This window comes from Brevundimonas sp. NPDC090276 (genome assembly GCF_044772165.1).
GTDB lineage: Bacteria > Pseudomonadota > Alphaproteobacteria > Caulobacterales > Caulobacteraceae > Brevundimonas.
In genome coordinates this window covers 858851-883855 of record NZ_JBIVYK010000001.1, presented here as the reverse complement: position 1 = coordinate 883855, position 25005 = coordinate 858851, and the positions used below count along the sequence as shown (strand labels likewise).

Below are 25005 nucleotides of genomic sequence, written 5' to 3'. Positions count from 1 at the left end.
TCACGGCCTAGTCTGCCCCCTTACCACCGTCTCTTTTCAGGAGGCCGTCCGTGCGACGCCCGCCGATCACCGCCATCCTGACCGCCGGGGCCTGCGCCTTGAGCGTCGCCGCGCCCGCTGCGGCCCAGGAAAGCGCGAGTCAGCGCTACCTCGCCTGGCCGACCAAGGGCGCAGGAGCCCCTCGCGCTCCCGGCGCCTATGTCGCCAACCCCGCCGCCGACGCGCCGCGCCGCCGCGCCCCGATCATCCCGCACGGCGGCTTTGGCCGAATGCCGGACACGGCCCCGGCGCAAAACCTGACGCCCGCCAGCGCCTGGCTCGGCCCCAACGCCCCGATCTATCAACCCGTCCCGCCGCCCCAGCCCTACGCGCCCCCGGCGCCGACCCCGTGGTCGCGCGACCTGACGCCGCCCGCCCCCCCCTACGCCGCCGCGATGGCCCCAGCGCCCACGGCCTACGCGCCGCCGGTTCCGACCCGCACCGCGCCGCAACCGCAGCCTCAGCCTCAGCCTCAGCCTCAGTCGGTCTACGCCCCCGCCGAACCGCCCCCTGTCGAGCAGGCCTATGCCGTCCCGGCCGAGGTCGCCCCCGCGCCGCAACCGCCCGTCGCCTATGCTCCGCCGGTGCCGATGCCGGAGGCCGTCCCGACCGCGCCCGTGACGACGCCAACCGCCTATTATGCGACGCAGCCCGAACCGGCGCCGGCGCCCGTCACGACCGCTCCGGCTCTCGCTCCGGCGTCCGAGCCGACGCCCCCCGCGCCCGAGGCCCCGGCCTTCGACCCCATGGCCCCGCGCCGCGACGCCCCCATCTTCCGCCTGCAGCGCGCCGCCCCGAGCGAACCGGTCGCCGCGCCTGCGCAGCCGCAGGCCGCGCCCGCGCCCGTCCCGCAGGCCCAAGCCCAGGCTCACGTTCCGCCCCAGCCCTCTCAGCCGGCGCCGCAGGAAGGCGCCCGCTACTATTCGCTGCATCGCCAGGCCGGTCGCCAGCCCGACGCCACGCCCCTGCCGCCGACGGTCTATCTGGATGCCCTGCCGGTCGAGCTGGCCACGCCCCCGGCCTCCGCCGATCTGGCCGAACCACCGGCCCAGCCCGCCCTGATCCGCAATTCCAGCGGCCGGCTTCAGGCCGCGCCCGACACCGAAGTCCAAGACCAGCCATGAGCGACGGCGCCCCCTCCTCACCCATCGTCGACGCCGCCTCGCGTCTGCCGGACCTGATCGCCCTGGCGCAGGAGACCTCCAGCGAGAAGCGCCGCGCCCTGTTGCGTGAGCTGACCGACCACTTCTTCGGCGCCCCCGAGCGCAGCGAGGCCGAGACCGCCCTCTACGGCTCGGTGCTCAGTGACCTGACCGACGCCATGGAGCTCGCCGTCCGCACCGAACTGGCCGAACGCTTCGCCCACGCGCCCGACGCGCCCCGCCAGCTGATCCGCCGCCTCGCCAACGACGAGGCCGAGGACGTGGCCCACCCGGTGCTGCGCGCCTCGCCGGTGCTGACCGAGGCCGACCTGATCCAGGTCATCCGCTCGCGCGGTCAGGGCCATATGCGCGCCGTCAGCCAGCGGGCCTCCGTGTCCGAGGCCGTGTCCGACGCCATCATCGAGCGCGGCGACGACGAGACCCTGGGCGTTCTGCTGGGCAACGACGGCGCCCAGTTGTCGCGCGCCGCCTGCGAAACCGCCGTCGAGCGGGCCCGCGTCAATCCAGCCCTGCACGCCCCGACCGTCGAGCGCGCCAGCCTGCCGCCCGACCTGCTGAACGAGATGTATTTCGAGGTCGAGGCCCGCCTGCGTCAGCGCATTCTGGAACAGAACGCCCGCATGGACCCGGCCCTGCTGGAAAGCGCCCTGGCCGCCGGTCGCACCCGCGTCGCCACCGACGACGGCGCCCTGCCGCCCGACTACGCCGAGAGCCTGGCCTATGTCGAGGAACTGAACGTCGCCGGTCAGCTGACCCCGCCGGTCCTGGCCCGCTTCCTGCGCTCGGGCAGCCGGACGTCGTTCCTGATCGCCCTGTCTCAGCTGGCCGACATCGACTTCCACACCGCCCGCCAGATTGTCGAGCGGCGCGAACTGGACGCCCTGGCCGTGGTCTGCAAGGCCGCCGACCTGGATCGCGCCCTGTTCCTGACCTACGCCGTCGTCCTGCTCAACACCGACGGCGACGCCATGGGCAAGGCCCGCGCCTACGCCGGCATGTACAACGACCTCACCAGCGAGGCGGCCCAACGCACTCTGCGCTTCTGGCGTATGCGCAAGGCCATGCACGCGGCCTAAAGACCAGAAGCGCAACACCCCAACAAACGCGCTCAAGCAGCCCGAAGGGCGGTAGCGCACCTAGAGTGCGCTCAGGCAGGCCGATAGCGCCTCAACAAAGCAAAACGCCCGCCCTCCTTCCGGAGAACGGGCGCTGCATCCAGCCTTGAAAGACCGGTCTTACTTCTTGGCGCGGGGCGCGCGGGCCGGTTTGCGGCCGCCCTGGCCCAGACCCATCTGCTTGGCCAGGTCCGAACGGGCCTTGGCGTAGTTCGGAGCGACCATGGGGTAATCCTTGGCCAGGCCCCACTTCGCCCGGTACTCCTCGGGGCTCATATTGTATTTCGTGCGCAGGTGACGCTTCAGCGACTTGAACTTGCGGCCGTCTTCCAAGCAGATCAGGAAGTCAGGCGTGATCGACTTGCGCACCGGAACCGCCGGTTCCTTGGGCTCGGGCTCGACTTCGACCGGCGCCGAGGAAACGCCCGACAGTGCGGCGTGGATCTGAGCGATCAGACCCGGCACGGCTTCAGCCGAGACGGTGTTGTTGCTGACATAGGCCGACACGATGTCCGCCGTCATTTCGAGCAGTTCGGGTTTTTCTTCCATGGGGGGATCGCCTGTTGCAGGAGCCAAACGCATTCGACTGATCTGACCCGACCCGTCGGTGTTCGGTTTCATACGGATGTTCCGTGATGAAAGCAATGCAAGCATAGATCATCATTGAAACGGTGAGTTTCTATACTGATCTAAAACGAGACCGACCGATCAGCTTCACCGACCGAAGTTATCCGCAAGCGCCAGCATGGCCGCCCGTTCGGGTGCGGAGTATTCGTCGATCAGCTCTTCGTCGCCCTCGCGGATCGCACGAAGAAGCGCCGGGGTCAGGGCCGACGATAGAGACCAGTTCCAGTAACGCAGCACCGTCTGCGCCCGATCCACGGCCAACATTTCATAAGTAATCTGCACCCGCTCCCAATCGGGATGGACCTCGCCGTTGGCGTCGACCTCGGGGCGGCGCATGGCCCTCCACAGGGTCTGCAGGTCCAGCCGCGTCAGGCCGGTGGCCTTGCACAGGATGGCCATGGGCTCGCCGCCGGCGTCGCCCATGATCTTGGCCGAGGTCAGCGGCTTGATCCCCGACAGGTAGCCGATCTCGCCGACCAGTTCGCGGGTCATGCCCCGGCTGGCCGCGGCGACCGCGTCCTCCAGGCCGTTATAGGGGCTCTTGTCGATGGCGGCGCGGTTGCGCTGGCGCCGCTCGATGAACTGCAGGGCCTTGCGTGTGACCGGGTCGGACCAGCCCTCGGCGGCGGCGACGGCGAACAGGTCCTCGACGCTGTCCTGCAGCACCTCACGCGACACGGCGAAGCGTTGCAATACGGCGCGGCGCTCCTCAGGCCCGCACCACCAGAACATGACATAGGCGCCGGACGGTCGCAGCTCCGGCCGCTTCAGCAACGGCGCGCACAGGCCCCGGCTCTGGCGGCTCAGGGCCACGACGCCCTCGATCGCGCCCTGGGCCAGTCGCGCGGAGGTGTTCTTCAGCACCGCCTCGATGACGGCGTCCTCGCCAAAGCTCAGCAGGGTCTCGGTCACCACTTCCGACAGGCCGCGCCGTTCGGCGATCAGCAGGCGATGTGCGATCCCTGTGTCGCGGGCGCAGCCGATCAGGTCCACGTCGGTCAACGAGGCGCACTGCTCGATCAGCGGCCCCGCCACCGACGGCTCGTCGCGCAGCATCAGCCGCGCCAGACTGTCGGGCAGCTCCGCCAGTGGGGCCAGCCGCACCGCCACGCGCCGCCGCTCCTCGACCGAAGCCAGCCGCAACAGGTCGACCAGCAGGTCGCCCGTCACCGCCCGCTCGAAGGCGTTGATCCGGCTGGCGGGCAGACAGACGACGTCCGCCAGCCGCCGCAGCAGCGTCTGGCGGGCCTTCGACGCCGCAGGCGGGACGTCGGCGTCGGAACTGACAGCCGGAATTGACATGGCTTCTACCCTAGCGCGAGCCGGTTAACCGCGCGTGAGGGGCGAAAGGCCGACCCCTTACAGCCCCTCGAACAGGGCCGTGGACAGGTAGCGTTCGGCGAAGCTGGGGATGATGGCGACGATGGTCTTGCCCGCATTCTCGTCCAGCGCCGCCTGCCGGAAGGCGGCGATCAGGGCCGCGCCCGAGCTGATGCCGACCGGCACGCCCTCCGTCCGCGCCACCTTGCGCGCCATGTCGAAGGCCTCGTCGTTGGAGACCTGTTCGACGCCGTCGATCACGGCGCGGTCGACGATGGAGGGGACGAAGCCCGCGCCGATGCCCTGAATCTTGTGCGGGCCAGGCGCGCCGCCCGACAGGACGGGCGAGGCGGTCGGCTCGACCGCGATCATCTTCACCGAGGGCTTTTTCAGCTTCAACGCGTGTCCGACGCCGGTGATGGTGCCGCCGGTGCCGACCCCGGCGACGACGATGTCCACCGCGCCGGCCGTGTCGTTCCAGATCTCTTCGGCGGTCGTGACCTCGTGGATGGCCGGGTTGGCGGGGTTCTCGAACTGCGAGGGGGTGACGGCGCCGGGCGTGCGGGCCAGCAGGTCCTGAGCCATGCCGATGGCGCCCTTCATGCCCTGTTCGGCCGGGGTCAGCACCAGTTCTGCGCCCAGCAGGGCCAGCATCTTGCGGCGCTCGATCGACATGCTCTCGGGCATGACCAGGATCAGCTTGTAGCCCTTGGAGGCGGCGACGAAGGCCAGGGCGATGCCGGTGTTGCCGCTGGTCGGCTCGATCAGCACCGAGCCGGGCTTGATCTTGCCCGCCTGCTCCAGCGCTTCGATCATGGCCACGCCGATGCGGTCCTTGACCGAGGCCAGCGGGTTGAAGAACTCCAGCTTGGCCAGCACCGTGGCCTTGGGCTCAAGCTCTTTCGTCAGATTGGGCAGCCGCACCAGGGGCGTGTCGCCGATGGTGTCGACGATGCTGTCATACACCCGGCCGCGTCCGGCCTTCTTGTGGCGGCTGGCGTCATAGGCGGTGTCGGACATGGGGAGATCTCCGTGCGGCGGTTTCGTCTAGGTGACAGTCCTTATACGCGCGAGGCAAGAGCGCGCCGCACAGGATTTCTGCCGACCGATTAAGCGCAGCTATAAATCCTCATCGCGCCAGCCCCCGCCGCGCCGGATCAAACGGCAGAACCTCGCGGATCGAGATCAGGGTCTTGAAGGCGCGCACCCGCGCGTCGTCGTTCAGCACCTCGCGCGTGAAGACCTCATAAGCCTCCATGGTCGGCACCCGGACATAGAGGACGAAGTCGGTCTCGCCGGTCACATACCAGGCGGCCTGGACCTCGGGTCGGGCGGTCAGCTTGGCGATCAGGGCGTCCAGCACGCCGGTCCCCTCGCGCTCCATCTCGACCAGGACGTGCATGGTCAGGGCGCGCTCCAGCCGCCGCTCGTCGATCACCGCCACGTCGGCGACGATGACCCCGTCGTCGCGCAGGCGGCGCAGGCGACGCGACACCGCCGATTCCGACAGGCCGACCTTGTCCGCCAGCACGCGGGCAGGCTGCAGATTGTCGCGTCGGACCAGATCCAGCAGGCGGCGGTCAAAATCGTCGAGCGTGACGGTTTCCTGCATATGTCATCTTTCTCACGCGGTTTTATTGCATCCTATCAGCAGAAATCAGCGAGAAACACAGGTGGATTTTCACTAGGTTCCGGCCCCATGTCCTCCCCGACTCTCGCCCTGCCGGCGCCGCGCTTCGCGGCCGCCCTGCCCTATCTCGCCCTGATGGGCGGGATCGTCTCCCTGTCCCTTGGGACCTCGTTCGCCAAGTCGCTGTATCCCATGGTGGGGGCGGCGGGCACGGCCTCGCTGCGCGTCGGCCTGTCGGCCCTGATCCTGTTGGCCGTCTGGCGGCCGTGGCGGTCGCAGCTGACCCGCGCCGACCTCAAGGGGCTGGCGATCTACGGCGTGGTCATGGGTCTGATGAACCTGTGCTTCTACCTGTCGCTGGCCACCATTCCCCTGGGCGTGGCCCTGGCCATCGAGTTCACCGGACCGCTGACCATCGCCCTGCTCAACTCGCGCAAGCTGATCCACTTCGTCTGGATCGGCTTCGCGGTTCTGGGCCTGGCCCTGCTGCTGCCGTTCAACGGCGACGTTCAGGCCCTGGACCCGGTCGGCTGCGCCTTCGCCGCGGCGGCGGCGGTTTTCTGGGCCCTCTACATCGTCTTCGGCAAGCGGGTCAGCCACCTGCCCAGCGGCCCGACCGTGGCCGTCGGCATGTCGATGGCGGCCCTGACGGTCGTGCCCTTCGGCTTCGCCACGGCGGGCCTGGAACTGCTGAACCCGTCCATCCTGATGCTGGGCCTGATCGTGGCCGTGGTGTCCAGCGCCTTGCCCTACACCCTGGACATGATCGCCCTGAAGGGCATCCCCAAGCGCACCTTCGGCGTCATGCTGAGCGGCGATCCGGCGGTCGGCGCCCTGGCCGGCCTGCTGTTCCTGGGCGAGCACCTCAGCGGCCTGCAATGGCTGGCCATCGCGGCCATCATCACCGCCTCGATCGGCGCGGTCCTGACGTCGCCCGCGGGCGAAGACCAGCCGCTGCAGGACCCGGCCGCCCCGGCCTGACCCTTTACGCCTGTCCCACGACGCGTCGTCAGAAGCGACGCTGAAGGCTCAGACGGACACTCCGCCCGATCGGGTCCTGCCAGTCCCGGCCATAGCCGGGCGCGGGGGCCCCGTCGCCGAGACGCGCCTCGGGCCGCGCGTCGAACAGATTGCTGACCTCCAGGCTTAGTTGCAGCCCGGCGCTGCGACGACGCGCCCCGCCTTCCTCGTCGGCGTTCGCGGCGCGAACCGAGGTCGACGTCATCTGGAAGCTGAGCTTGAGATCCACCGCCGTATAGGGCGCCGTGATCAGATCCCCTGAACCGTCCTGGCCGCTGAAACGCCGCGTCCGATAGCCCTCCTCCCACCGCGCCGAAGCATTGACGCCCCACCGCCCGCGCCGGGCGTCGAGCATCGCCCGCGCATCCTGTCGGGAGACGCCGCCTCCATCCCCTTTCAGGCGGTCGAGTTCCGGCAGCCCCGACGCCAGAGAAAGCGTGCTCCCGAGCCGGAGATTATAGTTGAGCGCCACCCGAACAACGGTCGCCTCGTTGGCGGCGACGCCGGCAGGTCGCGGAAGGTTGAAATTCAGACTGCTGGTCAGGCCTTCCGTCTGGGTCGAGCCGAGGTTCATCGGCCGGAAATCAATACTAATGAGACGTCCAGTCGCATCCCGTTGAAACCGATCGGGAAACGCAGCCTCCACATCCTCGGTCAGATCCGGCAGCGCACCTATCCCGTCGGTCGATTCCGTGCGCAGGTAGCCGAGGTTGCCGGCCAGAGACCACCGGCTGAAAGGCCCGATCGAAGCGGTCAAGGACAGGCTCTCTGTGTGGGGCGGCCGCAGATCCGGATTCCCGCCCCGGATCGGCGCGATCTCCACCGCTTCTCCGGTCCGGAAGTCGAACACGACCATCGGCGTATCGAAATAGACCGGCTCGAACCTCTGCAGGTCCGGCACGCTGTCGCTAGAGGCCGACCAGACGCCGTTAAGCCGAACACCCTTGTTCGGCGTCCAGGCGAAAGCAGCGTTCACCTCGTCGCCGCCGCCGGCGCTGGATTGCCGAACACTGCCGCCCAAGGTCGCCAGAACATCTCCCAGGCCGCTCCACTTCCCTTGCTCTTCACCTGCTTTCGACAGCGGCACCGAAAGCGAACCGCGGACCTCTCCCGTATGGAACGTCGTCGTGGTGCGGGCTTGATTTCGATCCAGAACGGAACGGGTTCCCAAGAAATTTCCGCCCAGATTGGCGACCACTGCGCCCGACGGCCATTCCATTAGCGTCCGGCCTGCCGTGCCGTTGAAACCCAGCGACTGGTTCTCGTTTCGGATATCGGCGAAGCCCTCATCTCGAGAGCGCGACGCCTGACCGTTCATGTTCCCCTGCACGGACCAGCCAAGCGCCGTTCCGCTAAGTCCGGCCGAGACCCCCAGGTTTTCGTACTGGCGACGGCCTTCGACAATGTTTGCGCCCAGACGCGAGACGGGACGGCTCTCCCTCGCCTGACCGCTCAGACTGAAAACACCGGCCCATTGGCCCAGGGAGTGCGTCAGATTGACGTTGGCCGAGACCGCGTCACTGCGCGGACGCAGGGTGATCGCCCCCGCCCCCGGTCCCTCGTTTTCATGGCCGCGCTCGCGCTCATCCGCCCGCAGGGGGCTGTCGCGCGAAACCCGGACGCCCGACTGATGCGTCTTGTCCCCCGCGATGGCCGAGCGGCGCAGATCGGCGGACAGGGACGACGTCCCGCCCTGTGTCGGACGCGATCCGATCATGCGCGCGTCATGGCTGGAGAAACGCCGCTGCAGCACCAGATTGACGACCCTCTGGCCGGGCTTTCCGCCGTACAGCCCCCCCGCCTCGGGCGGCAGCACCTCGGCGCGCACAAGGGCGTCGGGCGGGAAGCCGGAAAAGACGCTCGAATTCGCCACCCGCTTGCCGTTGATAATCACCATCGGCTCGTCGCCGACGCCCAGCGTCTCGCCGATGCGATCCAGAACCTCGCCGATGTCATAGGCGCCCAAGGCGTCGATCTCGGCGCCGTTCAGCTCGGTCTCGGGCGCCAGTCGCGCGGCGCCCCGCCGGCCGCGCACCTCGACGTCGTCCACCCGCACCGGATCATCGAGGTTGGTCAGGGTGACGACCTGGGCGGACGGCGTCATCGGGCCCGTCAGATCGGTCGAGCCTTCACCCAGTTCTGCAGCGTCCAACGCAGCGAGCAGCAGCCACAACATTACTGTAACCCCCGCCCTACTGTAACGCCCTCCTATCTACATCTACGTCAACTTCTCCACCCGTCCAACACAGAACCTCGCGCCGGGATCAAAATCCCGAGGCCCGCAACCACGCCCCCTGGTCCTGCGACGCAACGGGCGACGCCCCGTTGGTCCCCGTGCGGAAGCGTCCGACCATTCGCGCCAGCCCCTCGGCCTCGCTCTTGAGATTGGCCGCCGCCGCCGTGGTCTGTTCGACCATGGCGGCGTTCTGCTGCGTGACCTGGTCCATCTGGTTCACCGCCGCATTGACCTGGCCGAGGCCCGACGACTGTTCCTGGGCCGAGGCGGCGATCTCGGCCACCAGGGCGTCCATCTCGCCGACCTTGCCGGCGATGGCCTCCAGCGACGCGCCCGCCTCGCCAACCAGCTTCACCCCCTGCGCCACCTCGGCGCTCGAGGCCGAGATCAGCGTCTTGATCTGTCTGGCCGCCTCGGCCGACCGCTGGGCCAGCGCACGCACTTCCGACGCCACCACGGCGAAGCCGCGCCCGCTGTCGCCCGCCCGCGCCGCCTCGACGCCCGCGTTCAGGGCCAGAAGATTGGTCTGGAAGGCGATCTCGTCGATAACGCCGATGATGTCGCTGATCTGGTTCGAGGTCTGGCTGATGCCGTCCATGGCCGCGACGGCCTCACGCACCACCACGCCCGAACGATCCGCCTGGCTCCGCGCCTCGCCGGCGACGGCGGCGGCCTGACGCGCGCCCTCGGCGCTGCGCCTCACCGTCGCGGTGATTTCATCCAGGGCGGCGGCGGTTTCTTCCAGACTGGCGGCCTGCTGCTCCGTTCGCCGCGACAGGTCGTCCGAGGCGCTGGAAATCTCGTCCGAGCCGCCGCGCAGACCCGTGACCGCGTGCAGCACCTGGTTCATGGTCTGGCGTAGGCAGTCGACCGCATTGTTGAAGTCGTCCTTCACCCGCCCATGGGCGCCGCTCATCTCGCGGTCGATCAGGGCCGTCAGATCTCCGTCCGACAGCTTGGACAGACTGTCAGCCAGGGCCTCGACCAGTTCGTTCTGAGCCGCCTCGGCGTCCAACCGTGCGGCCTCACGCCGCGCCGTCTCCTGCTCGGCCTCGGTGATGTCGACCGCCAGCTTGATGACCTTGGCCGGGCGCCCGTCCGGCCCCATGACCGGGTTGTAGGAAGCCTGCAGCCAGACCTCGCGCCCGCCCTTGGCGATGCGCCGGAACTTGGTGGCCACGAAACGCCCGGCGTTCAGGTCGCGCCAGAAGGCGGCGTAGGCCGGGCTGGCCGCCTCGTCCGGGTCCATGAAGGTGCGGTGATGCTGGCCCCGGATCTCGTCCAGGGAATAGCCCATCGTCATCAGAAGGTTGTCGTTGGCGTCCAGAATGCGCCCGTCCAGATCGAACTCGATCACCGCCTGGGATCGCCCGATCGCGGCCATCTTGCTGTCGAGATCATGGAGCTTCTGCTCCGCTTCACGCTTCTGCCGTTTCCTGCCGAACATCCAGCCCGCTCCCCAGCGTTAGACTCGATTGATTGCCCCTCAAGTGTAAAATCTGAAACCTTCCTTTTTCTGCGGGGCGATATACGGGCCTTCCCGTAGGCCGGCTTCACCGCTCGTTAACCACGTTGGCGCATTCGTTAACGGGCATATTTGTGGGCTGCGGTCAGAAGGCTCCGCCTTCTCGATCCGACGCAGCCTGAGGGGCCTTCTTCTTGCGCAATCTCGTCGCCGCCGTTGAAGCGATCGACCCGCTGGTCGTCACCGGCAAGGTGGCGGGCGTCAGCGGCCTGCTGATCGAATCGCGGGGCGGCCTGTCGCGTCTGGCCGTCGGCGCCCGCGCCGAGATCGAACGGCGCGGCCAGGCTCCCCTGCCCGCCGAGGTCGTCGGCTTCCGCGACGCCAAGGCCCTGCTGATGCCCTTCGGCCCGGTCGAGGGCGTGGCCCCCGGCGCCGACATCCGCATCATCGACACCGCCGCCAGCGTGCGTCCGACCACCGCCTGGCTGGGGCGGATCATCGACGCCTTCGGCCTGCCCATCGACGGGCTGGGGCCCCTGCCGCAGGGCGCCGTTCCCTATCCCCTGCGCGCCTCGCCGCCGCCGGCCCATTCGCGCGGCCGGGTGGGCGAGCGGCTGGATCTGGGCGTCCGCTCGATGGACGTCTTCACCACCACCTGCCGGGGTCAGCGCCTCGGCATCTTCGCCGGTTCGGGCGTCGGCAAGTCGGTGCTGCTGTCCATGCTGGCCAAGCAGGCCACCTGCGATGTCGTGGTCGTCGGCCTGATCGGCGAGCGGGGCCGCGAGGTCCGCGAGTTCATCGAGGAGACCCTGGGCGAGGAAGGCCTGAAGCGCGCCATCGTCGTTGTGGCCACCTCCGACGAACCGGCGCTGAAACGACGGCAGTCGGCCTATATGACGCTCGCCATCTCGGAGTACCTGCGCGATCAGGGGCTGGAAGTCCTCTGCCTGATGGACTCGGTCACCCGCTTCGCCATGGCCCAGCGCGAGATCGGTCTGGCCGCGGGCGAGCCGCCGACCACCAAGGGTTACACCCCCACCGTCTTCACCGAACTGCCCAAGCTGCTGGAACGCGCCGGTCCCGGCCCCATCCGGCCTGACGGCACAGAAGCCGGGCCGATCACCGCCCTGTTCACCGTCCTGGTGGACGGGGGCGACCATGACGAGCCGATCGCCGACGCCGTGCGCGGTATTCTGGACGGCCACATCGTCATGGACCGCAAGATCGCCGAGCGTGGCCGCTTCCCCGCCATCGACGTGCTCAAGTCGGTCAGCCGGACCCTGCCCGGCTGTCAGACCCCGCCCGAGCGCGAACTGAACCGCCGCGCCCGTCAGTGCCTGTCGGCCTATGCCAACATGGAAGAGCTGATCAAGATCGGCGCCTATCGCACCGGGGCCGACCCCATCGTCGACCGCGCCATCGCCCTGAACCCCGCGCTCGAGGACTTCCTTGGCCAGGACAAGGACGACCACACCAGTCTGGACGAGAGCTTCGTGCGGCTGGAGGCCATCCTGAACCAGGGCATGGCCGCCCCCTAGGCCCCTCGCCGACCGCCGTTCCAAAGTATTAACCCCCGCAACCGCATCGTGACGCCATGACCGCCTGGGCCCAATCCTTGATCCGCATCTCCAACTACGAGGTCGAGACGCTGCAGAAGCGTCTGGCCGAGGTCGCGGCCCGCAAGGCCGAGGCCGAGATGCGCGTGGCCGTCCTGGACGCCGAGGTCGAGATCGAACGCCAGAACGCCCGCCTGGACCCGACCTCCGGCATGATGCTCCAGGCCTATCTCAAGGGCTGGGCCCTGAAGCGCGCCGACGCCGAAGGCGTGGTCGCCGCCGTCTCCGCCGAGGAAGAAGGCGCCCGCGACGCCCTGACCAGCGCCTTCGAGGAGCTGAAGAAGTTCGAACACGTCGCCGAGACGACGCGGCTGAACAAGCTGCTCGCCGCCGCCAAGCGCGAAACCGCCGCCTTCGACGAAATGGGCCTGAGGCGCCGTGCGGGGGGCTGACGCCTGATGATCGACCGGCGCGCGCTGCTGGCTTCGACGGTCGCCCTGACCGCCTGCGGCTCCGGCGAGGCCGCCGTCGTCCCGATCGACCGCCCTGTCCGCGCGCTGAAGTCCCTCGCCCCCTTCCCGGTCGGCACAGCCTGCATGACCGGCCAGCTGTCGGATCAGGTCTGGTTCCAGCTGGTGTCGGAGCACTTCTCCCAACTCACGCCTGAGTGGGAGATGAAGATGGAGTACATCCTCCAGGCCGACGGCTCGCTGCGTTTCGACGCTCCCGACCGCATCGCCTATTTCGCTCGCGACCTGGGCCTGCGCCTCTTTGGCCACGCCCTGATCTGGTACGCGCAGGACCATCCGTGGTTCAAAGCCCTGACCGGCGACCGCGCCCGCTTCGCCGCCGAGTACGACCGCTACATCGCCGAAGTCGCCGGGCGCTGGCGCAGTCAGATCGTGGGCTGGGACGTGGTCAACGAGCCGGTGACGCACGACGGCAAGGCCCTGCGCGACTGCGTCTGGAGCCAGGGTCTTGGCGGGACCGACGCCTACATCGTCCGCGCCTTTGAACAGGCGAAGGCCGCCGCGCCCGATGCGGTGCTCTTCCTCAACGACTACGGTCTCGAGAACAATCCGGTGAAGGGCGCCACCTATCTGCGGCTGGTGGAGCGGCTGCTGAAGGCGGGAGCCCCGGTCACGGGCCTGGGGACGCAGAGCCACCTCGACATCAGCCTCCCGTCCGGACAGGCCGCCGCCTTCATCCGCGAACTGGCCCAGTTCGGCCTGCCCATCCATGTCGCTGAACTGGACGCCTCGCTGCGCACCGGCGACCGCCTGTTCGACCTGACGCCGCGCCCACAGCGGATCGAACGCCAGACCGCCCGCGTCGCCGAACTGGCCGAGGCCTTCCTGGCCCTGCCCCGCGCCCAGCAGTTCGCCTTCACCGTCTGGGGCGTGCGCGACACCGACAGCTGGCTGCGCCGCGGGACGGAAGACGACGGCAAGGACAGCCCCCTGCTGTTCGATACGGCAGGCCGGGCCAACCCGATGTTCCACGCGGTGGCGGACGCCTTCGGCGGCTGACCCGGCGCACGAAACGTCGCTCAAGCAGGCCGAAGGCCGGTAGCGCACCTAGAATGCAAAACGCCCGCCGGTTTCCCGGCGGGCGTTTCCATCTTCAGACCCGAGTGGAGGCTCAGGCCGTCATTCAGGCGGCGACGTTGACGGCGCCTTCCGACGGGTCGCGCAGGACGTAGCCCCGGCCCCAGACGGTTTCGATGTAGTGCTTGCCGCCGGCGGCTGTCGCCAGCTTCTTGCGCAGTTTGCAGATGAAGACGTCGATGATCTTCAGTTCCGGCTCGTCCATGCCGCCGTACAGGTGGTTCAGGAACATTTCCTTGGTCAGGGTCGTGCCCTTGCGGAGCGAGAGCAGCTCCAGCATCTGGTACTCCTTGCCGGTCAGGTGCACGCGGTGGCCGTCCACCTCCACCGTCTTGGCGTCCAGATTCACGGCGATCTCGCCGGTGTGGATGATGGCCTGGGCGTGACCCTTGGAGCGACGGACCACGGCGTGAGTGCGCGCGATCAGCTCGTCCTTGTGGAAGGGCTTGGTCAGATAGTCGTCGGCGCCGCCGCCGAAGGTCTTGACCTTGGTGTCGATTTCGTGGCTGCCCGAGAGGATCATGACCGGCGTATTGATCTTGCCGACGCGCAGCTGACGCAGAACCTCAAGGCCGCTCATGTCGGGCAGGTTCAGGTCCAGCAAAATGAGGTCGTAGTCATAGATCTTGCCCAGATCGATGCCTTCTTCACCCAGATCGGTCGTATAGACATTGAAGCCTTCCGACTTAAGCATCAGTTCGATGCTCTGGGCCGTGGCGTGATCGTCTTCAATCAGCAGGACGCGCATTCATGCCCCTCCAGGCAAAGCTTTGGTTCGGCCGCCAAGGGAGCGACAGCCGGGTAACCTTGTTCCAACGTTAACGGGTCAAAACCTTAAGAAGGGTTAACGGGTCCCGATATGGAACGCCTAAGGTGATTTGCGAATCGCCGTCCAGAGTCCCGAGTCAAGGATTCGTTAATTTATTAACCACGCGGCGCGCCTTGCCCCCTTGACCTTCGCAAGATCCCCCGTCGCGCATCCATTGCTCCACAGCCGATCCCGCGCCCGGCAAGGCGAAACGACCGATTCTGACGTCAGTTAGGACAAGATTCCTAACTCACCCCTCTGCACGACACATGATGGGGACCACAGAAAAATAAGTTCGGGAGCAACTGACGACATGGAATCCTATCGGGCCGAGCCCTATCGCGTGCCGGTGACGGAGGGCGATCGCATCCGCGCCGACGCGGCCCTGCATCTGGCGGCCTATGCGTTTGGCGTGCCGGCGACCGAGATGCTGCGACGCGAGCGGACGCGCCCGCGCGCCTGCCGCGCCCGCTGGTCGGCCATGTATCTGGCCCATGTCTCCTATGGCTGGCCGCTGGAGCGCGTCGGCCACGCCTTCGGCCTCAACCGGGCCACGGCCTCGACCGCCTGCCGCTGGGCTGAGGACGAGCGCGACGACGACAGGTACGACACCGTCATGGATGGGCTGGAGACCTGCCTGCGCGCCGTCATGGAACTGCCCGCCGTCGATCTGGCTCCGGGCTCGGGAGCCAGCCGATGAGCCGCGCTCTCGAACGTGCTCGCTCCCTGCTGGACCGTCCCGGCGCCTGGCTGGATCAGGCGGGCGCCGCCTATCCCCTGCGGCTGGGCGGCGACCGGCGCGGCCGTGTGGTGCTGACCCTGGACGAGGCGGCGTTTCGCGCCCTGGTCGAGCGCCCTGGTCTGCGCCGTCGCGACGGCGGCGGCTGGCTGCCGCGTCCGACGGCCGCGCCCAACGCCTCGCTGTCCCCATCCCCGCCGCCGGGTCGTCCCGGCCTGATAGAGGGCGAACGCGCCGTCATGGAGGCCGACGGCCGCCTGACGACGCGCCGCGCCAATCTGGGCGAAAGCCCCGTCGCCTGGCTGGCCCGACGCAAGGACGCCTCGGGCCGCCCCTGGCTGAGCTCCGCTGAAGTGGCGGCGGGCGAACGTCTGCGCCGTGACGGCGAGCTCGCCCTGTCGGGCCCCTCCCTGACCATGCGCTGGGACGCCCTGCCCCGCGCGGGGGCGGGTGGTGGCGGCGACCGCATGGAACCCGGCGACCGCGCCCTGTCGGCCGCCGCCCGCGTCGAAGCCGCCCTGAGCGCCTGCGGCCCGCGCCTGCGCGCCCTGGTCGAGCACGTCTGCATCCACGGCACGTCGCTGCAGCTTGCGGAACAGGACCTCTCCCTGCGCCGCCGTCAGGGCAAGACGGTGCTGAAACAGGGTCTGCAGGCCCTGGCCGAACACTACGGCCTCGGCTGAACGAAAAAGCCCGCCCCGGACAAACCGGGGCGGGCGAAGTCGAGGGATCACACGATCCGTTGACGCGCCCTGCAGGTCAGACGCATCGAGCCGGTGCGATCAGGGTCTTTCCGGAACCCCCGATCACGTCGCCAACAAGCGCATCAATTTACTTAAATGTCAATACAATCTTCCCAGACCGCCACCAACGGCAGCCCCTGCGGTATGTCCGCTATGGGTGGTTAGCGGACATTGACAGCGATCCCTTGGCCCCTACCGTGCGAGCATGTGGCGAGCGATCTTTATCGGCATGCTAATCACCGTCGCTGGATGCAGTATGCCGCAGCCAGAGAGCAATCGGACCGTCGCTGCGTTTGAGATACCGCTTTCCTCGCCTTCTGACAGGACGGAGTTCCTTGCGGTCATTCGGCAAGTGGCCGAGGCGGAAGGCCTTCACTTGGATGCGGCGAGTGACGACCGTCTAAGAGAAGCCGCCGAGGCAATACCAGAAGCTAAGATGACAGTTCATGCGGCTGTTTGGAGAGGCACCGAGGACGATCAGTCGGAAGCGACAATTATGGACGGGCCCGATCATCTAGGGCTCGTCTGGATAATGTTTGCTCAAGGCAAGGATAGCCAACTGGCGACCCGATTTAGAGATCGGTTGATGAACCGGATCATGGGCCGCTGGCCGGAAACTACGTCGCTGCCCGTGATGCCGACAGGGTCAATTCCGAACCCGTATCAACTCATTAAAACGCCGTCCGGCTACAAACTCGATCCGGCTTACGTCTCAGAATACGATGTCGCGACTACCTCTCCCTTGGTATTCAACTCCGACGCAAACTGACCGAACGTCCGCAACGGGTCGAAAGCGGTCCATCACCCCGGTCGAGAAAGCAGACGCTGGTCCCGCCGACGCCGCCCTAGATCGCCCCCATGGCCAGGAAGGCGCGGCCGGCGGCGAAGTCGCCGGCCTCGAAGCGGGCCTCGGCCACGCTGTCGTCGCGGAACAGGAACTGGATGACGAAGGTCTCGCGCGGGTCCAGCTGGGCCAGGGCGTCGGCGGCTTCGTTCGAGAAGGTCCAGATCTCGCCCTGACGCGCGCCCTCGGGCAGCAGGCCGGGCGCGGCGGCCCGGGCCGAGGCGGCGAAGAAGGCGCGGCGCACGGCTTCCGGCGGCAGGCCGCCCCCGGTCAGCCAGACGCGCGGGGCCTGTTCGCGATCCCGCATCACCAGCCGCGCGGCATAGGGCCGGGGCCGCCCGACAAAGGACACCACCGCCATCGGCGTCGTCGCCGTCGGATGACTCCCCGCCAGACCGAAGCGCACGGGCGAGCCGCCGGTGCTGCTGTCCTGCACCAGCCGCCAGCCCATCGTCTTGCTTTCATAGCGGTCGCCGCGCCAGGCCGAGCGATCGCCGGGGAAGCTCATCCGGGCCGCGCGCGACCAGCCGGCGAAGCCCGCCTCGACCCGCGCCCGCACCCGGTTCAGGTCGCCGTCGTCACAGGCCGTGCGCGAGGCCTTGGAGCGGGCCCGCGCCGCCGCCGCCGTCAGGTCAGCCGCCGGGGTTCCCGCCCGCAGGGCCGCATTGCGCGCCTGCAGGGCCGCCGCGTCCAAAGCTGCGATCAATCCGGGCTCGAACAGGTCGCACTTCTGATGCGCGGCCAGCATGAAGGCGCGGTCATAGAAGGCGTCAGTCACCGCCGCGCGCGCCGCGCCGACGGGCGTCGCCAGCGTCATGGCGGCAAGCGTCGCGGCCAGCATCCTGCTGACGGACCGGGGAGAAAGGCCTATCCTCATGAACTCGACCCTAGGGCCGCAAGGTTCCGGTCCCGTGTCCAATCAGGGTTAGCGAATTGCTTCTATCCACCGACGTCTGGGCCGGCGCCCTGATCCGCCGCGCCGAACTGGAGGGCGCCTACGCCACTGTGGTGAAGAAGGGCGACGCCCGCGGCGGGGCCGTCATCGTCAAGGCCTACAACACCTCTGACCGCACGGCGCGGCTCTTCACCGAGGCGACGGGTCAGGACGGCGAGCCCCTGTGGATCCAGCCCGTGGTCAGCGACAGCGAGAGCGAACTGGACGCCTATATCGAACGCCAGCGCCGCTACGACCCCGACCTCTGGGTCGTCGAGATCGAGGACAAACAGGGCCGGCACTTCCTGACGGAGAAGGTGCAGGAGGCGTAGCCCCGTCCTCGCCAACCCATCCAAACCCAACGGGCCTCAAGCAGCGCGAAGCGCGGTAGGCCCAAGAATAAAGCCGGGCCTCAAGCAGCCCGAAGGGCGGTAGGTCCCACAAATAATGCCTAACCGCGCGTTCACCGCGTTCGTGAACGGGACCGCAAGCGAGTCGGTCGTAACCCTGTCTCATCGGGCCAGAAGGGCCTGGATAGCGGTGGACGGCCCATGCTGTTTCTCTTGAACGACGTCGTGTTCGATCTGGACGAGGCCTGCCCGGCCCCGAGCCATGACGTGCGACGCTTCGAGAAGCTGGACTTCGACTATGTGCTGGAGATGGGCTGCGACCTGTTCGCCGAGGACCCGATGCTGCACCGGAACGATCCGGCCCGCGCCCGGCGTCTGGCCTGGCTGATCGCGCACAAGACCGAGGGCGTGAACGCCGCCCTGTTCGCCGCCCCCGACGCCGGATGCGCCCCCGAACTGGTCGAGCCGCGCTTCTGCGCCCTGCCCGAGATGATCATGCGCCAGCTTCAGGCCCGCGCCGCCCACGGCCGCCTGAGCGCCGTCGCCGCCGACAAGGCCGTCTGGGGACGCATGGCGGCCTGACGTCGCAACCCCTTCCCTGAAACAACAACGTTCGCTATTCCTCCGGACATCGTCCTCGGGGGAAACGACGTGAAGCTTTTCAATCGCTTGACGCGCATCGTGCGCGGGGCCGCCGTCGCGTCTGGCCTTGCCGTGATGACCGCTGCCTCAATCGGGATCGCACCCGCCCATGCCGACTGGCTCAGGGCCGAGAGCGAGCGCTTCATCGTCTACAGCGACGGCGGCGAGGGCAAGCTGCGCGAGTTCGTTCAGGAGTTGGAGACCTTTGACCGTTTCCTTCGGCTACGCATGGGACTGGACGTCAACGAGGCCCCTCTGCGCAAACTGCCCATCTATCTGGTGGCTTCCCGCCGCGGCCTGCTCCAGGTCAGCCCCGATCTGGCCGAGAACGTCGCGGGCTTCTATACGGCCACCGACGAGGACATCTTCGGGATCGCCCTGCGCGATCAGACCGTGAACACCCTCAAGCACGAATACGCGCATCACTTCATGAAGCAGAACTTCGCCTATCCCTATCCGGGATGGTTCGTGGAGGGATTCGCCGAATACTACGCCACCGTCGAGATCGGGAAGTCGCGCATCCTGGTCGGCAAATACAATGAGAACCGCGCCTATGCTTTGCAGGCGGCGTCCTGGATGCCCATTGCGGAACTCCTGTCCAAGCGGCCGCTGCAAAGCGCCCGTCACCGCGACACCTATTATCCCCTGGCCTGGCTGCTGACCCACTGGTTCCTTGGCGACACCGAGCGACAGAAGACCCTCGACGTCTATCTGCGCGATGTCGGGGCCGGCGGCGACCCTGTCGAGGCCATGGAGCGCGCGACCGGCCTCGATCCGATAGAACTGCGCCTCACCCTGCGCCGCTACATGAACGGGCGCATTCCCTATCAGGGCTTGACGGTGACCTTCCCCCCGCAAGCCATGACGGTGACGCGGCTGCCGCCTTCGGCCGACGATCTTCTGCTGCTGAACCAGAGGCTCAAGATCGGCGTCCCCGCCGAGCAGCGCGCCGCCACGGCCGAAGAGGTGCGCCGCGCCGCCGCCCGTCATCCCGACGATCCTCTGGCTCTCCTGGCGCTCGGTCACGCCGAACTGCATTTCGGCGACCCTGCCGCCGCTGAAGCGCCGTTGCAGCGCCTGCTGGCGCTACAGCCGAACAACGTCGAGGCCCTGCAATATCTCGCTCGCGCACGCATGAAGGCGGCGCAGGACGCCGAAAATCTGGAAGACTCGGATCGCCTGAACACCGAGGCTCGCGGCTTGCTGGTCCGCGCCTATCGCGCCGACGACGCCAACTACGCCACCCTTCTGCTCGTCGCCGAAAACCGGAATGGAGGCGAGGGCTATCCCAACGACAACGACGTGGCGGTGCTGGAACAGGCCTTCGCCCTGGCCCCGCAACTGGGCGAGGCGCGGATCAACCTGGCCCAGGTGCTGATGTTCCGCGACCGGAACGAGGAGGCCGTGACCGTGCTGGAACCCCTGGTGAACGACCCGCACCGTCCGTCGCCCGGTGCCAGAGCGCTGTTGTTGCGCGCCAAGGGAGTCAGCGAGGTCGAAGCCGACGCCCAGGAGGCCGAAACCCTGCGCAGGGGCGAAGCCGAGGGCGAAGCGACCGAAGACTGATCGCCGCGCCCAACGCTCAGCCGCCCATCGCCAGACGAAACGGCGAAGGGCGGCTAGATCAGGCTGAACAGGATATGCACGACCGTCGCCGCCAGGGCGATCAGGCCAAAGCCGCCGATCAGCCCAATTACCGGATGCAGTTCTCGTTCACTGCGGACGGGCGGGACCTTGCCCGGATGCGCCAGAGCCATGTCGTTTCCTTTCCCTTGCGGCGACGGGCTCATGGCCCGGCGTCTCGCAGAAACGAGGATGCCTACAAAAGCCCCGCTTCGCGAAGGGTCTTTCACGGCATTGTGAAATTTCATGACAAACGACGCGCCACGCCCGCGCCTCTTTACGAAACACCGACGTTCTTTAAAGTCTCAGATCGCGTTTGCGGGGGAACAGTTCTTGAATATTGCCAAAATGCGGTTTCGCTTTGGGCTGCTGGGCGCAGTCGTGGCTGCGCTGGGCGCCAGTCTGATGGCCGCGCCCGAGGCCCATGCAGAATGGCTTAGGGCCGAGACCGACCATTTCATCGTCTATGGCGACACCTCGGAAGCGAGCCTGCGTCGCTACGCTCGCAAGGTCGAGCGCTTCGACGCCCTCCTGCGCACCTACTACCCGATCGAGACGGAATACGTCGTTCCCAAGCTCGAGATCTTCATGGCGGATGGACGTCGCGACATGAATCGCGTCTCTCCCGGCATCGGCGAAGGCGTCGCCGGATACTATGCGCCCAACAGCGGCCGGATCTATTCGGTCGTCGATACGCGCAGCGGCATGGGCGACGTGGTGGTCTTCCATGAATACGCCCACCACTTCATGTTCCAGATGCGATCGAACGCCTACCCGTCGTGGTTTGTGGAAGGCTTCGCCGAGTATTACTCGACCGCCGATGTCGACGGCGAGCGCATCCAGTTCGGTCGCCATAACGCCGGGCGGATGAATTCCCTCACCGACGGCGCCAACAGCTGGGCCCCGATGCCGGACGTGCTGAAATGGCGTCTGACGGCTTCCGGCCGCTATCCCGGCCACCTCTACTACGCCCAGGCCTGGGCCATGACCCACTACTTCATGAGCACGCCCGAGCGGACGCGCATGCTGGGCAGCTACCTTAACAGCGTCGTCGGCGGCCAGGACTCGGTCGTCGCCATGCAAGCGGCAACCGGCAAGACGGCGGAGGAACTGCAGAAGGACGTCTGGCGCTACGCCTCTGGCCCGATCACCGTCCTGACGCCCCAGATCACCCTGCCCGACCCGACCGTCACGATCACGCCGTTGACCCGCGCCGAGGCCGACGCCATCTGGCTGGACATCCGCCTCGACACGACCCCGATCGTAGAGCCTCCCGCCGATGAAGACGGCCGCACCCGCAAGTCCGAATCCCAGAAGGCCCGCGAGGCGCGCGAAACGGCGGAGCACAGGGCCGAGCTGATCCGCTCGGCCCTGGCCCTGGCGGGCACGCATAACGGAGACAAGGCCGGTCTGTTGCTCGCCGCCCGCGCCCATCGCCTGTCTGCTCGTCCCGACCTGGCGCTGGAGGTGCTCGCCCCCGCCCTGAACGATAGCCAGACCGACGCCGACATCCTCAGGGTCGCCGCCATGGCCATGCTCGATCAGGCCGGCGCCGCATCCGATCCAGACGCCGTCCAGACCCTGCGCGCCAAAGCCAGCGGCTATCTGGCGCGCGCCATGGACAACGACCCGACAGACTTCCGCGTCTACCTGGGCCTGAACGACACCCGGCGAGGACAGACACGCTACCCCACCGACAACGACATCTCGACGCTCGAGGTCGCCTACGCCCTGGCGCCCCAATCCTTCGAAACCCGAGTGCGGCTGGGCGAGGCCTATATGGCCCGCTCGCTCAATGTCGAGGCGGTGCAGGTTCTGACTCCGGTCTCCAACAGCCCGCACCGGGGCGCCTACACGCGTCGCGCCCGCGCGATGATCGCCCAGGCCCAGGCGGCCCTCGGCCAGGCCCCGACAAACTTCGATGAAAGCTCGACACAGGCGGATACCTCGGAACGCCCCGCCGAACCGGAATAGGCCGAATGCGAGCCTGCTGACCGCCATGGCGTGACTTTCGCCGCGCCTCGCGCTAGGTGCGCGCCATGTCGAAACTCACGCTCGCGGAAGAGGCCGGTCGCCGCCGGACCTTCGCCATCATCGCCCACCCGGACGCCGGTAAGACGACTCTGACCGAGCACATCCTGCTGGCGGGCGGCGCCGTGCGCGCGGCCGGCGCGGTCAAGGCGCGGGGCGACAACCGGCGGGCGCGCTCTGACTGGATGAAGATCGAGAAGGAGCGGGGCATCTCGGTCACCGCCTCGGTCATGACGTTCGAGCACGACGGCAAGATGTTCAACCTGCTGGACACGCCGGGCCACGAGGACTTCTCGGAAGACACCTATCGCACCCTGACCGCCGCCGACTGCGCCATCATGGTGCTGGACGCCGCCAAGGGCATCGAGCCGCAGACCCTGAAGCTGTTCGAGGTCTGCCGCCTGCGCGACATTCCGATCATCACCTTCATCAACAAGCTGGACCGCGAAGCCCAGGACCCGATGGCCCTGCTGGACGAGATCGCCAACCGCCTGCAGCTGGACCCCTCGCCCATCTGGTGGCCCGCCGAGAGCGGCAACCGCCTGCGCGGTCTGGCCGAGGTCGGCGGCGCGGGCCGCTTCCAGCCCTATACGAAGAAGCCTGCCGGCTCGACGGAGGACGTCCCCCACCCCGCCCCCCTGCCCCTGGGCGAGGCGGCGCAGTACTTCGAGGGCGCGGAACAGGCCGACCTGACCGACGCCCTGGAGCTGGTCGAGGCGGGCTACAAGCCGTTCAATCGTCAGGCCTTCCTGGAAGGCCACATGACGCCCGTGTTGTGGGGCTCTGCCCTGCGCCACTTCGGCATCGAAGAGCTGCTGAAGGCCATCGGCGAATGGGCCCCGCCGCCCAAGACCATGTCGGCCCGCAAGGAAGCCCCGCCCGAGACCCGCAACGCCCCGACGCCCGAAGACATCGTGGTCGAGCCGGGCCGCGACGAGGTCACCGGCTTCGTCTTCAAGGTCCAGGCCAACATGGACCCCAACCATCGCGACCGCATCGCCATGTTCCGCATGGCCTCGGGCAGCTTCAAGCGCGGCATGAAGCTGAAGGTGCAGAACACCGGCAAGCAGTTGTCGGTGAACGCCCCCATCATGTTCTTCGCCTCCGACCGTGAACTGGCCGACGAAGCCTATGCGGGCGACGTCATCGGCATCCCCAACCACGGTGTCCTGCGCGTCGGCGACAGCCTGTCGGAAACGGGTCTGGTCCGCTTCGCCGGCCTGCCCAACTTCGCCCCGGAAATCCTGCAGCGCGTCCGCGTCAAGGACCCGCTGAAGGCCAAGCACCTGAAGAAGGCGCTGGAGGGTCTGGCCGAGGAAGGCGTGACCCAGCTGTTCCGCCCCGAACTGGGCTCGGACTTCATCGTCGGCGCCGTCGGCCAGTTGCAGTTCGAGGTCATGGCCGACCGCCTGGGCGAGGAATACAACCTCGACGTCATCTTCGAGCCTTCGCCCTACGCTGAGGCCCGCTGGGTCGCCCCGGCCGGGGACGGGACCAAGGCCGATCTGGAAGACTTCGCCGGCAAATACCGCCCCCAGATGGCGGTCGACATCGACCAGAACCCGGTCTTCCTGGCCAAGTCGTCGTGGGAAACCGGCTACGTCTCCGAACGCTTCCCCAGGATCAGCCTGACCAAGACCAAGGAACGGGGCTGACGCTCAGGTCTTGCTGATCGACACCCCGCCGTCGACCAGCATGGCCGTCCCCGTCATGAAGCTGGAGGCGTCCGACGCCAGGAACAGGGCGGCGCGGGCGATCTCGTCCGGGCTCGCCATCCGCTTCAGGGCGTGCATCCCCTCGACGAAGGCGATGATCTCGGGCGTGTGGGCGAACTCGCGCCCCGCCTCGGTGTCCGTGCCGCCGGGCAGAAGGCAGTTGCTGCGCACGCCACGCGCGCCGAACTCGGCGGCGATAACCCGCGACAGGCCGACCAGCCCCGCCTTGGCCGCGCCATAGGCCGCCATGCCCGGCATGCCGATGGCGTGGCCGACAAAGGTCGAGGTGAAGATCAGCGAGCCGCCGCCTCGGCCCAACATCGCCGGAATCTGATGTTTGGCGCCCAGGAAGGCGGCGGTCAGGTTGACGTCCAGCGTATCCTGCCAGCGATCCAGCGCGATCTCCGGCGTCGGCTCATTGGCGCCGATGGCCCCGGCGTTGTTCAGGGCCACGTCCAGACCGCCGAACCGCTCCACCGCCGTGCGCACCAGATGCTCGGCCAGAGCCTCGTCACGGATGTCGCCGGGCACGGCGATCGCGCGACCGCCCTCGGCCTCGATGTCCGTGACCAGGGCCAGAAGCTGGGCCTCGCGCCGGGCGGTGACGACCACCGCCGCGCCCTCCCTTGAAAACAGACGCGCGGCGGCGGCCCCGATGCCGGAACTGGCTCCCGTGATGATGGCGACCTTGTTGGATAGAACAGGCATGACGACCTCGTGCGTGATGAAGGCGGTCTTCCTTTCATGACCGCGCGGCAGGGTCTGGCGAGGTTCGGACGCCGCATCCGCCTGCGGCCA

24 protein-coding genes are annotated in these 25005 nt (G+C 67.9%); 14 read left to right on the top strand and 10 right to left on the bottom strand.

The annotated features are described in order from the left end of the window. Positions 1 to 50: 50 nt before the first annotated feature. Both ACIQTU_RS04225 and ACIQTU_RS04220 read left to right on the top strand, forming a co-directional pair. Positions 51 to 1163, top strand: a complete 1113-nt coding sequence (locus ACIQTU_RS04225; protein WP_400542774.1) for a hypothetical protein — start codon at positions 51 to 53, stop codon at positions 1161 to 1163. After that, positions 1160 to 2278: a DUF2336 domain-containing protein gene (locus ACIQTU_RS04220; RefSeq protein WP_400542771.1), complete on the top strand. Its 1119-nt coding sequence runs from the start codon at positions 1160 to 1162 to the stop codon at positions 2276 to 2278. The genes ACIQTU_RS04225 and ACIQTU_RS04220 overlap by 4 nt, the downstream gene beginning before the upstream one ends. A gap of 159 nt (positions 2279 to 2437) precedes the next feature. Here the strand turns inward: ACIQTU_RS04220 and ACIQTU_RS04215 are convergent, their stop codons facing one another. From ACIQTU_RS04215 to ACIQTU_RS04200, 4 genes are all read right to left on the bottom strand, one after another. Beyond that, entirely contained in the window at positions 2438 to 2866 is a 429-nt protein-coding gene (locus ACIQTU_RS04215; RefSeq protein WP_400542768.1) for a MucR family transcriptional regulator, read from the bottom strand. Between the two features lie 165 nt (positions 2867 to 3031). After that, the gene (locus ACIQTU_RS04210; RefSeq protein WP_400542765.1) at positions 3032 to 4246 is read right to left on the bottom strand and encodes a DUF2336 domain-containing protein; all 1215 of its coding nucleotides are present in this window, start codon (positions 4244 to 4246) and stop codon (positions 3032 to 3034) included. 57 nt (positions 4247 to 4303) lie between these two features. Next, positions 4304 to 5284, bottom strand: coding sequence for a cysteine synthase A (cysK, locus tag ACIQTU_RS04205; protein WP_400542762.1), 981 nt, complete (start codon positions 5282 to 5284; stop codon positions 4304 to 4306). Positions 5285 to 5393: 109 nt separating this feature from the next. Further along, on the bottom strand, positions 5394 to 5876 hold the full coding sequence (locus ACIQTU_RS04200; protein WP_400542759.1) for an Lrp/AsnC family transcriptional regulator: 483 nt from the start codon (positions 5874 to 5876) through the stop codon (positions 5394 to 5396). An 87-nt stretch (positions 5877 to 5963) separates the two neighbouring features. Between ACIQTU_RS04200 and ACIQTU_RS04195 the strand changes: the two genes are divergently transcribed. Then, positions 5964 to 6875: an EamA family transporter gene (locus ACIQTU_RS04195; RefSeq protein ID WP_400542756.1), complete on the top strand. Its 912-nt coding sequence runs from the start codon at positions 5964 to 5966 to the stop codon at positions 6873 to 6875. Between the two features lie 28 nt (positions 6876 to 6903). Here the strand turns inward: ACIQTU_RS04195 and ACIQTU_RS04190 are convergent, their stop codons facing one another. Both ACIQTU_RS04190 and ACIQTU_RS04185 read right to left on the bottom strand, forming a co-directional pair. Continuing rightward, on the bottom strand, positions 6904 to 9090 hold the full coding sequence (locus ACIQTU_RS04190; RefSeq protein WP_400542753.1) for a TonB-dependent receptor: 2187 nt from the start codon (positions 9088 to 9090) through the stop codon (positions 6904 to 6906). 88 nt (positions 9091 to 9178) lie between these two features. After that, positions 9179 to 10597: a methyl-accepting chemotaxis protein gene (locus ACIQTU_RS04185; RefSeq protein ID WP_400542750.1), complete on the bottom strand. Its 1419-nt coding sequence runs from the start codon at positions 10595 to 10597 to the stop codon at positions 9179 to 9181. 212 nt (positions 10598 to 10809) lie between these two features. On the opposite strand from ACIQTU_RS04185, the gene fliI reads away from it, so the two are divergent. From fliI to ACIQTU_RS04170, 3 genes are read left to right on the top strand one after another with little or no spacing between them, the layout of a single operon-like run. Continuing rightward, complete coding sequence (fliI, locus tag ACIQTU_RS04180; protein WP_400542747.1) at positions 10810 to 12153, top strand: flagellar protein export ATPase FliI; 1344 nt, start codon at positions 10810 to 10812, stop codon at positions 12151 to 12153. A gap of 56 nt (positions 12154 to 12209) precedes the next feature. Next, positions 12210 to 12623 (top strand): flagellar export protein FliJ, encoded by a 414-nt coding sequence (locus tag ACIQTU_RS04175; protein ID WP_400542744.1) that lies wholly within the window; start codon positions 12210 to 12212, stop codon positions 12621 to 12623. A gap of 6 nt (positions 12624 to 12629) precedes the next feature. Continuing rightward, on the top strand, positions 12630 to 13700 hold the full coding sequence (locus ACIQTU_RS04170; RefSeq protein WP_400542741.1) for an endo-1,4-beta-xylanase: 1071 nt from the start codon (positions 12630 to 12632) through the stop codon (positions 13698 to 13700). Between the two features lie 124 nt (positions 13701 to 13824). On the opposite strand, the gene ctrA is transcribed toward ACIQTU_RS04170, so the two are convergent. Then, entirely contained in the window at positions 13825 to 14526 is a 702-nt protein-coding gene (gene ctrA, locus ACIQTU_RS04165) for a response regulator transcription factor CtrA (protein ID WP_400542738.1), read from the bottom strand. A 373-nt stretch (positions 14527 to 14899) separates the two neighbouring features. Here ctrA and ACIQTU_RS04160 point away from each other — a divergent pair, with 373 nt between their 5' ends. The 3 genes from ACIQTU_RS04160 to ACIQTU_RS04150 all read left to right on the top strand — a co-directional run bounded on the left by ACIQTU_RS04160 (position 14900) and on the right by ACIQTU_RS04150 (position 16837). Further along, entirely contained in the window at positions 14900 to 15286 is a 387-nt protein-coding gene (locus ACIQTU_RS04160; protein ID WP_400542735.1) for a chromosomal replication initiator DnaA, read from the top strand. Then, on the top strand, positions 15283 to 16008 hold the full coding sequence (locus tag ACIQTU_RS04155; protein ID WP_400542732.1) for a DUF6456 domain-containing protein: 726 nt from the start codon (positions 15283 to 15285) through the stop codon (positions 16006 to 16008). Before ACIQTU_RS04160 ends, ACIQTU_RS04155 begins: the two co-directional genes overlap by 4 nt. Before the next feature lie 289 nt (positions 16009 to 16297). After that, a complete protein-coding gene (locus ACIQTU_RS04150) occupies positions 16298 to 16837 on the top strand; it encodes a hypothetical protein (RefSeq protein ID WP_400542729.1) in 540 nt (179 codons plus the stop codon). A gap of 76 nt (positions 16838 to 16913) precedes the next feature. Here ACIQTU_RS04150 and ACIQTU_RS04145 read toward each other — a convergent pair whose 3' ends face one another. Next, complete coding sequence (locus ACIQTU_RS04145; RefSeq protein ID WP_400542726.1) at positions 16914 to 17753, bottom strand: hypothetical protein; 840 nt, start codon at positions 17751 to 17753, stop codon at positions 16914 to 16916. Positions 17754 to 17845: 92 nt separating this feature from the next. On the opposite strand from ACIQTU_RS04145, the gene ACIQTU_RS04140 reads away from it, so the two are divergent. The 3 genes from ACIQTU_RS04140 (at position 17846) to ACIQTU_RS04130 (ending at position 20404) form a co-directional block, all read left to right on the top strand. Then, on the top strand, positions 17846 to 18178 hold the full coding sequence (locus ACIQTU_RS04140; protein WP_400542723.1) for a DUF1491 family protein: 333 nt from the start codon (positions 17846 to 17848) through the stop codon (positions 18176 to 18178). Between the two features lie 219 nt (positions 18179 to 18397). Next, complete coding sequence (locus tag ACIQTU_RS04135) at positions 18398 to 18778, top strand: hypothetical protein (RefSeq protein WP_390183159.1); 381 nt, start codon at positions 18398 to 18400, stop codon at positions 18776 to 18778. Positions 18779 to 18913: 135 nt separating this feature from the next. Further along, positions 18914 to 20404: a tetratricopeptide repeat protein gene (locus tag ACIQTU_RS04130; protein ID WP_400542720.1), complete on the top strand. Its 1491-nt coding sequence runs from the start codon at positions 18914 to 18916 to the stop codon at positions 20402 to 20404. Between the two features lie 53 nt (positions 20405 to 20457). Here ACIQTU_RS04130 and ACIQTU_RS04125 read toward each other — a convergent pair whose 3' ends face one another. Then, positions 20458 to 20595, bottom strand: a complete 138-nt coding sequence (locus ACIQTU_RS04125) for a hypothetical protein (protein ID WP_400542714.1) — start codon at positions 20593 to 20595, stop codon at positions 20458 to 20460. A 214-nt stretch (positions 20596 to 20809) separates the two neighbouring features. Between ACIQTU_RS04125 and ACIQTU_RS04120 the strand changes: the two genes are divergently transcribed. Further along, a complete protein-coding gene (locus ACIQTU_RS04120; RefSeq protein WP_400542711.1) occupies positions 20810 to 22435 on the top strand; it encodes a DUF1570 domain-containing protein in 1626 nt (541 codons plus the stop codon). 65 nt (positions 22436 to 22500) lie between these two features. Then, positions 22501 to 24147, top strand: coding sequence for a peptide chain release factor 3 (locus tag ACIQTU_RS04115; RefSeq protein ID WP_400542708.1), 1647 nt, complete (start codon positions 22501 to 22503; stop codon positions 24145 to 24147). 3 nt (positions 24148 to 24150) lie between these two features. Here ACIQTU_RS04115 and ACIQTU_RS04110 read toward each other — a convergent pair whose 3' ends face one another. After that, entirely contained in the window at positions 24151 to 24915 is a 765-nt protein-coding gene (locus tag ACIQTU_RS04110) for an SDR family oxidoreductase (protein ID WP_400542705.1), read from the bottom strand. Between the last annotated feature and the right edge of the window lie 90 nt (positions 24916 to 25005).